The sequence below is a fragment of the Sphingomonas phyllosphaerae genome (genome assembly GCA_036946405.1).
GTDB lineage: Bacteria > Pseudomonadota > Alphaproteobacteria > Sphingomonadales > Sphingomonadaceae > Sphingomonas > Sphingomonas phyllosphaerae_D.
In genome coordinates, this window is record JAQIJC010000001.1 from 2,446,861 (window position 1) to 2,458,993 (window position 12,133).

Consider the following 12,133-nt stretch of genomic DNA (forward strand, 5'->3'; position numbering starts at 1 on the left):
CTTGCCCGCGCAAGGTCGCCTGTACGCTATTGCAAGTCAATCGCAGAATTTACGTCAGGTCGGGCTTTCGTCGTTCGCCCTCAACACTTCACCGGCGAGATAAAGCGATCCGGCGATCAGCACCGGCTGACCCGGGCGCTCCGCACCGGCGACCTGCGCAAGTGCCGCCGGGATGTCGCGAGCGGCATGGCGAGCGGGAATGCCGAGGCCAGCGGCGACCGCGATCAGCTCGACCGGCGCATGGCAGGCGTGGCCGGGCACCGGCACGGCGACCAGCGTGTCGATCATGTCGGCGAACGGCGCGAGGAACCCGGCGGCGTCCTTGTTGGCGAGCATCCCGAGCACCACGACCAGCACGCGCGCGCCGTTGCTGCCGATCACGTGCGGGAGCGCCGCGGCGATGGCGTCTCCCGCCGAGACATTATGCCCACCATCGAGCCAAACGGGCCTGTCGCCCAGCGGTGCGGTCAGCGGACCGGTCGACAGGCGCTGGAGCCGAGCGGGCCAGCGGGTCTTCGTGGCGGCGACAGCGAGTTCGTCGATCGGCACCGACAGGCGCGATTGATGACGGATCATCGCCACCGCCAGCGCGAGATTGGCGTCCTGGTGCGCGCCGGGCATCGACGGCAGCGGCAGGGCGAGGGTGCCCGCGGCGTCCTGATAGCGAAGCCGATCGTCGGCGGTGTAGCGCCACGTCGTCTCCTCTGGATACCAGCGTGCACCGCACGCCTGCGCCGCCTGCGCGACAGGCGCGGCGATCGCAGGCGGATAGGCCATCGTCACCAGCGGCACGCCGGGCTTGGCGATCCCGGCCTTTTCGGCCGCGATGCGTTCGAGCGAATCGCCGAGAAACGCCTGATGATCGATCCCCAGCGCCGCGATCCCGCACGCGACCGGCGCGGGCAGCACGTTGGTCGCGTCGAGCCGTCCGCCGAGTCCGACCTCGATCACACAGGCATCTGCCGGCGTGCGCGCGAAGGCGAGGAAGGCGGCGGCGGTCGTGATCTCGAAGAAGCTCGCACCGATGCCGTCGGCCCGGTCGAGCACCTCCGCCAGCAGCGCGGCCAGCGCGGCGTCGTCGATCAACTGACCGGCGAGGCGGATGCGTTCGTTGAAGCGGACCAGATGCGGGCTGGTGTAGACGTGGACGCGGTAGCCCGACGCCTCCAGCGCGCTGCGCAGGAAAGCACAGGTCGAGCCTTTGCCGTTGGTGCCGGCGACGTGGAAAACCGGCGGGAGCGCAAGGTGCGGATCGCCGAGCCGTGCGAGCAGGCGCGTGATCCGGTCGAGCCCGAGCACGTCCGCGCCCGGCGACAGCGACCAGAGGCGGTCGAGCTGTGCCTGCACGGCGGGATCGCTGGAGACGGCGTGATCGGCAGGGGTCGGGGGCGTCGTCACAGCTTGATTCATCCGGCTCTAGAGTGTGATGCATCCAATCTGAAGCGTCACCCCGGCGAAGGCCGGGGCCCAGTTGCGGGACGCTGATGATGTACGTCGCGCCTCATGTCGCAGGCCTTCCCACCTGGACCCCGGCCTTCGCCGGGGTGACGATGGGAGATGGTTCAAGTCGGATCGAAGCCCCTCCTCCTTGGGAGAGGGGGCGGGGCGAGCACTTCCACGAACGCCGCCCTCGTTGGATTCCCCACCCCCGGCCCCTCCCCTGAAGGGGAGGGGAGTCAGGCGGCCTTTCGTTCGCCGCAGAGATAGCCGATCACGGTCGCCAACTTGGCGCGCAGCTCGCGGCGATGCACGACCATGTCGATCATGCCGTGCTCCAGATAATATTCGCTGGTCTGGAAGTCGTCGGGCAGCTTTTCGCGGATCGTGCTCTCGATCACGCGGCGTCCGGTGAAGGCGAGCGTCGCCTTCGGCTCGGCGATGTGGACGTCGCCGAGCATCGCATAGGCTGCCATCACGCCGCCCGAGGTCGGGTCGGTCAGCACGACGATATAGGGCAGCCCGGCATCGTGGAGCATCTGGATCGCGACGGTGCTGCGCGGCATCTGCATCAGGCTGAGAATGCCCTCCTGCATCCGCGCGCCGCCCGAGGCGGTGAAGACGATGAAGGGTGCGCGGTCCTTTACAGCAGTTTCGACGCCCTGGATGAACGCCTCGCCGACCGCCTGGCCCATCGATCCGCCCATGAACGCGAAATCCTGCACGCCGATCACGACACGGTGGCCGTCGATCGTGCCACGCGCGTTGACGAAGGCGTCCTGCTCGCCGGTGCTGGCGCGCGCGGCCTTGAGGCGATCGGCGTAGCGCTTCGAATCGCGGAACTTGAGCGGATCCTCGGGCGAACGCGGCGCGGGCAGCACGTCGATGCTGGCCGGATCGAGCAGATGCTCGAAGCGCTCGCTGGGGCCGATCCGTTCGTGATGGTCGCAGGTCGGGCAGACGTAGAGGTTCTCCTCCAGCTCCTTGGTGAAGACCATCGTCCCGCAGCCCTTGCACTTGTGCCAGAGGTGATCGGGGGTTTGCGCCCTGGCACCGCCCGGGACGATCCCGGACAAAGCGTTGCGGACGTTGCTGAGCCAGCTCATGCGGAAACCTTTCGTGCGTCGGCGAGCGCGGCCGACAGCGTCTTGATATAGGCGGCGACCGGCGCGGCGGCAGCAGGGCCGTGCTCCGCGACGATCTCGACGATCGCCGAGCCGACGACGACGCCGTCGGCAACGCGACCGATCGCGCGTGCCTGTTCGGGGGTGCGGACGCCGAAGCCGACCGCGACCGGCAGGTCGGTGGCGTGCTTCAGCCGTGCGACCGCTTCCTCGATCGACGCCTGTTGCGCCTGTTGCTTGCCGGTGATGCCGGCGACCGAGACGTAATAGATGAAGCCGCTGGCGCCGTTCAGGACCTCGCCGATCCGCTTGTCGCGCGTGGTGGGCGTGGCGAGCCGGATCAGGTCGATGCCCATCGCGCGCAACGCCGGCCCGAGTGCATCGTCCTCCTCCGGGGGCACGTCGACGCAGATCACGCCATCGACGCCCGCGTCGTGCAGCGCGGTGGCGAACCACTCCGGCCCCCGGCGCAGCATCGGATTGGCATAGCCCATCAGCACCAGCGGGGTGAGCGGATGGCGGGCGCGGAAGTCCTTGGCGATCCGCAGGATGTCGGCGGTGGTGACTCCGCCATCGAGCGCGCGGATGTTCGCCGCCTGGATCGCGGGGCCGTCCGCCATCGGATCGGTGAACGGCATGCCCAGCTCGATCACGTCCGCGCCGCCCTCGACCAGCGCATTGAGGATCGCGGGCGTCGCGGCGACCGACGGATCGCCCGCGGTGACGAAGCAGATCAGCGCGGGACGATCGGCGATGAAGGCGTCGGCGAGGCGGGTCAAATCTGCACTCCCAGCGCTTCGGCGACGGTGAAGATGTCCTTGTCGCCGCGGCCGCAGAGGTTGGCGAGGATGATCGAATCTGCCGGCATTTCCTTGGCTTTGCGCGCGACGGCGGCGATCGCGTGCGACGGTTCGAGCGCGGGGATGATGCCTTCGGTCCGGCACAGCAGCTGGAAGGCGTCGAGCGCCTCGCGGTCGGTGACGGCGGTATAGTCGACGCGGCCGCTGTCCTTCAGCCACGCATGTTCGGGGCCGATGCCGGGATAGTCGAGGCCAGCCGAGATCGAATGCCCCTCGGTGATCTGGCCGTCGTCGTCCTGCAACAGATAGGTCTTGTTGCCGTGGAGCACGCCCGGGAAGCCGCCGGCGAGGCTGGCGGCGTGCTTGGCCTCCAGCCCTTCGCCCGCCGCTTCCACGCCGAGCATCTTCACATCGGCATCGTCGAGGAACGGGTGGAACAGCCCGATCGCGTTCGATCCGCCGCCGATCGCCGCGACGAGCAGGTCGGGGAGGCGACCGGTGCGATCGAGCAGTTGCGTGCGCGCCTCGCGACCGATCACGCTCTGGAAGTCGCGCACCAGCTCCGGATAGGGATGCGGGCCGGCGGCGGTGCCGATGATGTAGAAGGTGTCGTGGACGTTGGCGACCCAGTCGCGCAGCGCCTCGTTCATCGCATCCTTCAGCGTGCGCGCGCCGCTTTCGACCGCGCGCACTTCGGCACCGAGCAGCTTCATGCGGAAGACGTTCGGCTGCTGCCGCTCGACGTCCTTGGCGCCCATGTAGATCACGCACGGCAGCCCGAAGCGCGCGCAGACCGTGGCGGTGGCGACGCCGTGCTGGCCGGCGCCGGTTTCGGCGATGATCCGCGTCTTGCCCATGCGGATCGCGAGCAGGATCTGGCCGATGCAATTGTTGATCTTGTGCGCGCCGGTGTGGTTCAGCTCGTCGCGCTTGAACCAGACCTGTGCGCCCATCCCGTCGGGCGCGCTGTCGCGCAGCGTGTCGGTCAGCCGCTCGGCGTAGTAGAGCGGCGAGGGGCGGCCGACATAATGTTCCAGCAAATCGTCGAACTGCGCGGCGAAGGCCGGATCCTCCTTGGCGGCGCGATACTCGCGCTCGAGGTCGAGGATCAGCGGCATCAGCGTTTCGGAGACATAACGGCCGCCATAGGGGCCGAAATGCCCGCGCTCGTCCGGCTGCGCGCGGAAGGAATTGGGTGCGTTCATGATGCGGAAACCCGTTGCAGGAAGGCGGCGATTTTGTCCACGTCCTTGACGCCGGGCGCGGACTCGACGCCCGACGAAACGTCGACCAGCGGCGCGCGGGTCCGCGCGATCGCCTCGGCGACGTTGGCGGGGTCGAGCCCGCCGGACAGCGCCCAGGGAAGCGCGTGGCGGAAGCCGTCGAGCAATTGCCAGTCGAAGCGGACGCCCATGCCGCCGGGCAGCGTGGCGCCCTCCGGGGTCTTGGCGTCGTAGAGCAGGCGGTCGGCGGCATCGCTGTAGGCGGATGCGGCGGCGAGGTCGGCGCGGGTCTTTACCGCGATTGCCGCCCATGTCTCGCGTGCTGACAGGCGGCGCAGCGCGGCGACGCGGGCGGGCGTGGTCTTGTGGAGCTGGATCGCGTCGAGCTTGCCGGCCGCGATGGTCGCGGCGAGCAGCTCGTCGTCCGGGTCGACGAACACGCCGACCTTGCGGACGTGCGCCGGGACGCGCGTCGCCAGCTCGGCGAGGCGGTCGAGCGTCAGGTGGCGCGGCGAGGGCGGGAAGACGACGAAGCCGACGTGGCTCGCGCCGCCCTTCAGCGCGGCGTCGAGCGTCTCGGGAGTCGAGAGGCCGCAGATCTTGGCGGTGACGGGCATCGCGCGGCTTTAGGCGCTTGCCCGCACCCTGCCAATATCGCGTTAGAGCGTGGCGGCGATCGCGCGGGCGGCGGCGTCGGGGTCTTCGGCCTGCGTGATCGGGCGACCGATCACCAGCATCGATGCGCCGCGGTCGATCGCCATCCGCGGGGTGACGACGCGCTTCTGGTCGCCGACCTCACCGTCGGCGGGGCGGACGCCGGGGACGACGAAATAGCCCTTCGGCCACGCGGCGTGCGCGGCCTTCACCTCGGCGCCCGAGCAGACGATGCCGTCGAGCCCCGCTTCGCGCGCCAGTTCGGCGAGGCGCAGGACATGGTCGTGCGCGCTGCCGGCAACGCCGGTTGCGGCGAGATCGTCCTCGTCGAGACTGGTGAGCATCGTCACCGCGACGACCTTGGTCGAGGGATGCGCGGCGGCCTTGGCATCCTCCAGCATCGCACGCCCGCCGCTGGCGTGAACGGTCAGCACCGCCGGGGCGAGCCCCGCAAGCGACTGCACCGCCTTGGCGACGGTATTGGGGATGTCGTGGAGCTTGAGGTCGAGGAAGACGGGCAGGCCAATCTCCTCCATCGCGCGGACGCCCGAGGGCCCGTGTGCGCAGAAGAACTCCAGCCCCAGCTTGATGCCGCCGACATGGTGGCGGACCTTTTGCGCCAGCGCGCGGGCACGATCGAGATCGGGCGTGTCGAGGGCGACGAAGATGCGGTTGGCCATCATTCGGCTCCGGTCGGGGGGGCCGCGGGCGGCATGTAAGGGGTCGGCGTTTCGATCCCGCGCACGGCGGCGAGCGCGCTCTCCGTCGCGCGCTCCGCGGCGGTCAGCCGCTGGCGCAGGCGGAAGCGCACCCAATGCTGGTAGATCAGCGTCGGCACGAAGCCGAGCAGGAAGGTGACCAGCAGCAGCAGCGGCAGATTCACCTCCGCGACCAGCCCGCCGAACAGCTGGATGGTGACATTGGTCCAGTTGCCGAACGTGAACACCGCGGCGACGAACGCCAGCAGCGACCAGAACAGGATCTTGAGAAACTGCATGACCGGTACGCTAGCAGGGTCGGCGGTATTTTCCAGTCCGACCGGTCACCGCGGCAGTGTCGCCTTGGGAAAGCCGCGCCACACGTCGTCATAGTCGAGCTGCATGGTTGGCGAAGTTTGGGCCCAGGCGGTGGTGCGCACGACGTGGCGGCTTTCGAACATGAACGCCATCGTTCCGTCGATTTTTACCGGCTTCAAGTCGCTTGCGACGGCTTTCTCATAGCTCGCCTGATCTGGGCCATGGCCGTTCATCTGGTTGTGCAGGCTGGCGCCGCCGGGGACGAAACCGCCGCCTTCCTTGGCGTCATAGGCGCCGGCGATCAGGCCCATGAACTCGCTCATGACGTTGCGGTGGAACCACGGCGGGCGGAACGTGCCCTCTGCGACCATCCAACGCGGCGGGAAGATCACGAAGTCGCAATTGGCGGTGCCCGGGGTGTCGCTCGGCGATGTCAGCACGGTGAAGATCGAGGGGTCGGGGTGGTCGAACGACACGGTGTTGATCGCGTTGAATCGTTTTAGATCATAGCGATACGGCACGAGGTTGCCGTGCCATGCCACCACGTCGAATGGCGAGTGGTCGAGCTTGGTTTGCCACAGCCCGCCCTGAAATTTCTGGATGACCGCGCAGGGCTTGTCGTGGTCCTCGAACCACGCCGTGGGTGTCTCGAAGTCGCGCGGGTTGGCGAGTCCGTTTGCGCCGATCGGGCCGAGGTCGGGGAGACGGAAAGGCGCGCCGTAGTTTTCGAGAACATAGCCGCGTGCACGCCCGTTGTTGGCGAGGCGGACGCGGAAGCGTACCCCGCGCGGGATTACCGCGATCTGGAGCGGCGCGAGGTCGAGCCGCCCCAGTTCGGTGTCGATCGTCAGCGCGCCCTCCTGCGGCACGATCAGCAGCTCGCCATCCGCCGAAAAGAAGGCGCGATCCATGTCGGCGGTCGCGACATAGAGATGGATCGCGACGCCGGTCTGCTCGGCGACGCTGCCGTTGCCGCCGTAGGTGACGAGGCCGTCGAGCCAGTCGGTCGCTGCATCGGGCCATGGCAATGGGTCCCAGCGCATCCGGTTGGGCGAGGGGGGCGTGTCGAAGGGCGCGGCGCGCAGATGCGGTGCGCCATCGTAGCGGGTGAAGGCGGGGTGCTGCGCGGTCGGGCGGAGGCGGTAGAGCCAGCTGCGGCGGTTCTCGTGGCGTGGGGCTGTGAAGGCGGTGCCGGAGAGTTGTTCGGTATAGAGGCCGAACGGGACGTGCTGCGGCGAGTTGCGACCGACCGGGAGCGCGCCGGGGACAGCCTCGGTCGAGACGTTGTTGCCGAAGCCGGGGTGGTAGCGGGGCGTTTCGGTCATGGCTCTCTCCTTTTATCAACCCGCCGGAGCGTCGGACCCGGCCAAGCCGGGCCCTATGCCCCGGCTGGCCGTAGCGGCCGGGCGCGGGCGCAGATACCTGCGCGTCGCGGTCGACGCCTATGCGTCGACCTTGACCACGCCGCGCCGAATTTGATCGAGTTCGATGCTCTCGAACAATGCCTGGAAGTTGCCGTTGCCGAAGCCCTGATTGCCCTTGCGCTGGATGATCTCGAAGAAGATCGGGCCGACCATATTCTCGGTGAAGATCTGGAGCAGGATGCCCTCGTCGCCGACGTTGCCGTCGATCAGGATGCGGTTGCGCTTCAGGCGTTCGAGGTCCTCGCCATGGCCGGGGACGCGCTTGTCGACCAGCTCGTAATAGGTCTCGATCGTGTCCTGCAGCCGCACGCCGCGCGCGCGCAGCTTCTCGACCGTCTCGTAGATATCGTCGGTGGTCAGCGCGAGGTGCTGGATGCCTTCGCCATTATACTCGCGGATGAATTCCTCGATCTGCGAGGTCTCGTCCTTGCTCTCGTTGAGCGGGATGCGGATCGCGAGGTCCGGGGCGATCATCGCCTGGCTGAACAGGCCGGTGGCCTTGCCCTTGATGTCGAAGAACTTCTGCTCCTCGAACCCGAACAGCCGACCGTAGAAGCTCGACCACGTCCGCATCTCGCCGCGGCGGACGTTGTGGGTGAGGTGGTCGAGAATATCGAGCCCGACATTGTTCTGCTCGGCGGCCTCGCGCCAGCCGGGGACTTCCTCCCAATCGGCGTAGAGGTCTTCGCCGGCCTTGACGAGATAGAGGTAGCTGCCGCCGATCCCCTCGATCGGGAAGCTGCCGTCGCCGAGCGTGCCGGCCGATGCGTCGACCGCGGTCGCGCCCTCGGCGAGCGCATGGTCATAGGCGGCCTGCGGATCGGCGACGCGGAACGCCATGCCGCTGGCCGAGGGGCCGTGGAGCGCGCGGAAATCGGCGGCCTGACCGGTCGGTTCGCGGTTGAGCAACAGGTTGATGCGGCCCTGGACGTAGCGCGTCACCTGCTTGCTCGGGTGCCGGTGCGCGGCGACGAAGCCCATCTGTTCGAACTGGCCGGCGAGCGTGTCGGGATCGGGCGAGGTGAATTCGCAGAATTCGAAACCGGCGAGGCCGAGCGGATTGGCGGGATCGGTCATGGTCGGGCCTTTCAGGTGAAGGGATTAACGGCGCGCGTGCGCTTGCGTGCCGCGCGTGTAGACGCGGTCATCGGGCAGGATCGTCTCCGGATCGTGATCCGGCTGGCCTTCCAGCTCGGCGTAAAGCGGCGCGAAATCGGTGTTGAGCGTCTGGTCGAGCAGGTCCTCGAAGCTGTCGATGACGAAGTAGCTCTGCTGGAAATCGTCGATCCGGTAGCGGGTGCGCATGACGCGCTTCAGGTCGAAGCCGATGCGGTTGGGCGAGGCGTCGTCGAGCGCGAAGATCGATTCGGACCGCGAGGAGACGATGCCGGCGCCGTAGAGCGCGAGGCCGTCGCCGGCGCGCACCAGCCCGAATTCGACGGTGTACCAGTAGAGCCGCGACAGGCGATCGATCGCGCCCATCGCCGCGGCGCGCTGCCCGCCTTGCCCGTAAGCCTGCATATAGTCTGCGAAGACCGGATTGGCGAGCAACGGGACGTGGCCGAACACGTCGTGGAAGACGTCGGGCTCCTGAAGATAGTCGAGCTGGTCGGGGCGGCGGATGAAATTGCCCGAGACGAAACGGCGATTGGCGAGATGGTCGAAGAAGACATCGTCGGGGACGAGGCCGGGGACCGCGACGACCTGCCACCCGGTCGCCTTCATCAGCCGCTCGGAGAGTTCGTCGAAATCGGGGATGCCGGGCTTCGACAGGCGGAGCACGTCGAGGCCGGCGGTGAATTCAGGGGTGACGCGACCGGGGAGCATCGCGATCTGGCGCGCGAACAACGTGTCCCAGGTGGCGTGTTCCTCGGCGGTGTACGCGTCCCAGCCTTGCGGGATCGTCCAGTCGGCGGCGGCGCCCTCGGGCCGGATCAGCGCTGTGTCTGCCATGACGGCACGATCGCATATGGGCGCGATCAATGCTTATCAGAATGACGGCGTCCAAGGCTTTCGGTGAAACGGATGAGGCGTTAGGATGCCGTTTCATGAACCAGATCGATCAACTCGATGCCATCGACCGCCGGATCGTTTCGGCGTTGCAGGAGGATGGGACGCTAAGCAACGCCGATCTGGCGCAGCGCGTCGGGGCGTCGTCGGCATCGTGCTGGCGCCGGGTCAAGGCGCTGGAGGCGGCGGGGGTGCTGACGCGGACGGTGCGGCTGGTCGATCCGGCGGCGGTCGGGCGCGGGGTCAACGTGCTGTGCAACGTGCGGATGCGCAGCCATGCGGTCGAGGCGCGGCAGGCGTTCGAGGCATTCGTCGACGGGCGTCCGGAGATCGTCGAGAGCTTCTCGATGTCGGGGGAATGGGATTATCTGCTGCGGATCGTCGTGGCGGATGTCAGCGACTACAATCACTTCCTGATGCAGGTGATGCTGGGGCATCCGTCGGTGGCGGGGGCGTCGTCACATTTCGCGCTGTCGATGACGAAATATACGACGGCGATTCCGGTGTAGATCGGGCCACATCACCGTTCGCCCTGAGCTTGTCGAAGGGCGTGTTTCTGGCACGTGCTTCGACAAGCTCAGCACGAACGGGGTGGTTCGAGGCCGGGGGGCGGCTTACGCCGCCAGCCATTCCGCCAGCGCCGAGCGCGCGCGGTCGGTGTACATCTTCTTGCGATCGGCCTTCTTGGTGCGGCCCGGGATCGGCGGGAAGAGGCCGAAATTGACGTTCATCGGCTGATAGCTGTCCGCCTCCGCGCCGCCGGTGATGTGCGACAGCAATGCGCCGAGCGCAGTTTCGACCGGGGGCGGCGCGAGCGTCTCGCCGCGTAGCTCCGCGATCGCGAAACGGCCGGCGAGCAGGCCGATCGAGGCGCTCTCGATATAGCCCTCACAGCCGGTGATCTGCCCGGCGAAGCGGATGTTCGGGCGCGAGTGGAGCCGCAGCGTTTCGTCGAGCAGCTCGGGCGAGCGCAGGAAGGTGTTGCGGTGCAGCCCGCCGAGTCGAGCGAACTCGGCGTTCTCGAGGCCAGGGATGGTGCGGAACAGCCGGACCTGCTCGGCGTGCTTGAGCTTGGTCTGGAAACCGACGATGTTCCAGAGCGTGCCGAGCGCATTGTCCTGGCGGAGCTGGACGCAGGCATAGGGCCAGCGACCGGTGCGCGGATCGTCGAGACCGACCCCCTTCATCGGGCCGAAGCGCAAGGTCTCAGGCCCGCGCTCCGCCATCACCTCGATCGGCATACAGCCTTCGAAATAGGGGACGTTCTCCCACTCGCGATATTCGGTCTTCTCGCCATCGATCAGCGCGGCGACAAAGGCGTGATACTGGTCCTTGTCGAGCGGGCAGTTGATGTAATCGGTGCCTTCACCCTTGTTCCAGCGCGACTGGAACCATGCCGTGTCCATGTCGATCGAGTCGCGGTGGACGATTGGGGCGATCGCGTCGAAGAAGGCGAGCGAGTCGCGGCCGGTCTCGGCGGCGATTTGCTCGGACAGACCCGGCGCGGTGAGCGGGCCGGTGGCGATGATCGCGGGGGTGTCGGGGAGCGTGTCGATGCGCTCGCGGATGACCGTAATGTTGGCGTGGGCCGCCACCGCCGCCGTCACGCCGGCCGAGAAGCCGTCGCGGTCGACCGCCAGTGCCGAGCCCGCGGGCACGCGATGCCGGTCGCCTTCGCGCAGGATCAGCGAGCCGAGCGCGCGCAACTCCTGATGAAGCAGGCCGACCGCATTGCTGTCGGCATCGTCGCTGCGGAAGCTGTTCGAGCAGACCAGCTCGGCGAGGTCTTCGGTGTGGTGAGCGGGGGTGGTGTCGCCGCCGCCGCGCATCTCCGACAGGCGGACCTTGAAGCCGGCCTCGGCCAATTGCCACGCGGCTTCCGACCCGGCGAGCCCGCCGCCCACGATATGAATGTCGTACGTCATTCCGCGCGGATAGCGGGTGCGCCTTGTCTTGTCAGCGCCGCGCGACCACCTCGGCGGGCATGACGATCTATACCATCGGGTATGAAGGCGCGACGATGGCCGGGTTCATCGCGGCGTTGCGGGCGGCAGGCGTACGGCGGGTGATCGATGTGCGGGCACTCCCGCTGTCGCGGCGGCCGGGGTTCTCCAAGTCGCCGTTGGCAGCGTCGCTGCGCGAGGCGGGGATCGATTATATACACCTGAAGGCGCTCGGGACGCCGAAGCGCGGGCGCGATGCGGCGAAGAAGGGCGACGTCGCGACGCTGACTGCGGTGTATGACGTGCAGCTCGACTTGCCCGAGGCGCAGGCGCAGGCGGCGCAGATGCTGGCGCTGGCGGATGAGATGCCGAGCGCGCTGCTCTGTTTCGAGCGCGATCCGTGCCATTGCCACCGGACGTTGTTGTTGCAGGCGGTGGGCGAGGGGCGCGAGGCGGTGGATCTCTACGTCTGATCGTCGCTCCTGCCCGCGCAGGAGTTTTG

At 67.9% G+C, this 12,133-nt stretch carries 13 protein-coding genes; 2 read left to right on the forward strand and 11 right to left on the reverse strand.

Features of this window, described 5'->3' with window-relative positions; genetic code table 11:
• Positions 1-54 precede the first annotated feature (54 nt).
• From PGN12_11740 to phhA, 10 genes are all read right to left on the reverse strand, one after another.
• The gene (locus tag PGN12_11740; GenBank protein ID MEH3104568.1) at positions 55-1,398 is read right to left on the reverse strand and encodes a bifunctional folylpolyglutamate synthase/dihydrofolate synthase; all 1,344 of its coding nucleotides are present in this window, start codon (positions 1,396-1,398) and stop codon (positions 55-57) included.
• Positions 1,399-1,676: 278 nt separating this feature from the next.
• A complete protein-coding gene (gene accD, locus PGN12_11745) occupies positions 1,677-2,543 on the reverse strand; it encodes an acetyl-CoA carboxylase, carboxyltransferase subunit beta (protein ID MEH3104569.1) in 867 nt (288 codons plus the stop codon).
• Positions 2,540-3,340 carry a tryptophan synthase subunit alpha gene (gene trpA, locus PGN12_11750; GenBank protein ID MEH3104570.1) on the reverse strand — a complete coding sequence of 267 codons (801 nt, stop codon included), beginning with the start codon at positions 3,338-3,340 and terminating at the stop codon, positions 2,540-2,542. The genes accD and trpA overlap by 4 nt, the downstream gene beginning before the upstream one ends.
• Entirely contained in the window at positions 3,337-4,566 is a 1,230-nt protein-coding gene (gene trpB / locus PGN12_11755; GenBank protein MEH3104571.1) for a tryptophan synthase subunit beta, read from the reverse strand. Before trpB ends, trpA begins: the two co-directional genes overlap by 4 nt.
• Entirely contained in the window at positions 4,563-5,201 is a 639-nt protein-coding gene (locus PGN12_11760; protein ID MEH3104572.1) for a phosphoribosylanthranilate isomerase, read from the reverse strand. The genes trpB and PGN12_11760 overlap by 4 nt, the downstream gene beginning before the upstream one ends.
• 42 nt (positions 5,202-5,243) lie before the next feature.
• Positions 5,244-5,918, reverse strand: coding sequence for an orotidine-5'-phosphate decarboxylase (pyrF, locus tag PGN12_11765; GenBank protein MEH3104573.1), 675 nt, complete (start codon positions 5,916-5,918; stop codon positions 5,244-5,246).
• On the reverse strand, positions 5,918-6,235 hold the full coding sequence (locus PGN12_11770) for a lipopolysaccharide assembly protein LapA domain-containing protein (protein ID MEH3104574.1): 318 nt from the start codon (positions 6,233-6,235) through the stop codon (positions 5,918-5,920). The genes pyrF and PGN12_11770 overlap by 1 nt, the downstream gene beginning before the upstream one ends.
• 45 nt (positions 6,236-6,280) lie before the next feature.
• Entirely contained in the window at positions 6,281-7,579 is a 1,299-nt protein-coding gene (gene hmgA, locus PGN12_11775; protein MEH3104575.1) for a homogentisate 1,2-dioxygenase, read from the reverse strand.
• Positions 7,580-7,696: 117 nt separating this feature from the next.
• Complete coding sequence (hppD, locus tag PGN12_11780; GenBank protein MEH3104576.1) at positions 7,697-8,755, reverse strand: 4-hydroxyphenylpyruvate dioxygenase; 1,059 nt, start codon at positions 8,753-8,755, stop codon at positions 7,697-7,699.
• Between the two features lie 24 nt (positions 8,756-8,779).
• The gene (phhA, locus tag PGN12_11785; protein ID MEH3104577.1) at positions 8,780-9,631 is read right to left on the reverse strand and encodes a phenylalanine 4-monooxygenase; all 852 of its coding nucleotides are present in this window, start codon (positions 9,629-9,631) and stop codon (positions 8,780-8,782) included.
• Between the two features lie 95 nt (positions 9,632-9,726).
• Between phhA and PGN12_11790 the strand changes: the two genes are divergently transcribed.
• The gene (locus PGN12_11790) at positions 9,727-10,197 is read left to right on the forward strand and encodes an Lrp/AsnC family transcriptional regulator (GenBank protein ID MEH3104578.1); all 471 of its coding nucleotides are present in this window, start codon (positions 9,727-9,729) and stop codon (positions 10,195-10,197) included.
• Positions 10,198-10,302: 105 nt separating this feature from the next.
• On the opposite strand, the gene trmFO is transcribed toward PGN12_11790, so the two are convergent.
• Positions 10,303-11,613, reverse strand: a complete 1,311-nt coding sequence (gene trmFO, locus PGN12_11795; GenBank protein MEH3104579.1) for a methylenetetrahydrofolate--tRNA-(uracil(54)-C(5))-methyltransferase (FADH(2)-oxidizing) TrmFO — start codon at positions 11,611-11,613, stop codon at positions 10,303-10,305.
• Positions 11,614-11,672: 59 nt separating this feature from the next.
• Between trmFO and PGN12_11800 the strand changes: the two genes are divergently transcribed.
• Positions 11,673-12,104: a DUF488 domain-containing protein gene (locus tag PGN12_11800; protein ID MEH3104580.1), complete on the forward strand. Its 432-nt coding sequence runs from the start codon at positions 11,673-11,675 to the stop codon at positions 12,102-12,104.
• The last annotated feature ends 29 nt before the right edge of the window (positions 12,105-12,133 follow it).

What these genes read in the sequence shown, in the direction of transcription:
- PGN12_11790 (MEH3104578.1), top strand. Translation starts at nt 9,727, where the DNA reads ATGAACCAGATCGATCAACTCGATGCCATCGACCGCCGGATCGTTTCG.
- PGN12_11760 (MEH3104572.1), bottom strand. Translation starts at nt 5,201, where the DNA reads ATGCCCGTCACCGCCAAGATCTGCGGCCTCTCGACTCCCGAGACGCTC.
- hmgA (MEH3104575.1), bottom strand. Translation starts at nt 7,579, where the DNA reads ATGACCGAAACGCCCCGCTACCACCCCGGCTTCGGCAACAACGTCTCG.
- trmFO (MEH3104579.1), bottom strand. Translation starts at nt 11,613, where the DNA reads ATGACGTACGACATTCATATCGTGGGCGGCGGGCTCGCCGGGTCGGAA.
- PGN12_11800 (MEH3104580.1), top strand. Translation starts at nt 11,673, where the DNA reads ATGACGATCTATACCATCGGGTATGAAGGCGCGACGATGGCCGGGTTC.
- pyrF (MEH3104573.1), bottom strand. Translation starts at nt 5,918, where the DNA reads ATGGCCAACCGCATCTTCGTCGCCCTCGACACGCCCGATCTCGATCGT.
- accD (MEH3104569.1), bottom strand. Translation starts at nt 2,543, where the DNA reads ATGAGCTGGCTCAGCAACGTCCGCAACGCTTTGTCCGGGATCGTCCCG.
- PGN12_11770 (MEH3104574.1), bottom strand. Translation starts at nt 6,235, where the DNA reads ATGCAGTTTCTCAAGATCCTGTTCTGGTCGCTGCTGGCGTTCGTCGCC.
- trpB (MEH3104571.1), bottom strand. Translation starts at nt 4,566, where the DNA reads ATGAACGCACCCAATTCCTTCCGCGCGCAGCCGGACGAGCGCGGGCAT.
- phhA (MEH3104577.1), bottom strand. Translation starts at nt 9,631, where the DNA reads ATGGCAGACACAGCGCTGATCCGGCCCGAGGGCGCCGCCGCCGACTGG.
- hppD (MEH3104576.1), bottom strand. Translation starts at nt 8,755, where the DNA reads ATGACCGATCCCGCCAATCCGCTCGGCCTCGCCGGTTTCGAATTCTGC.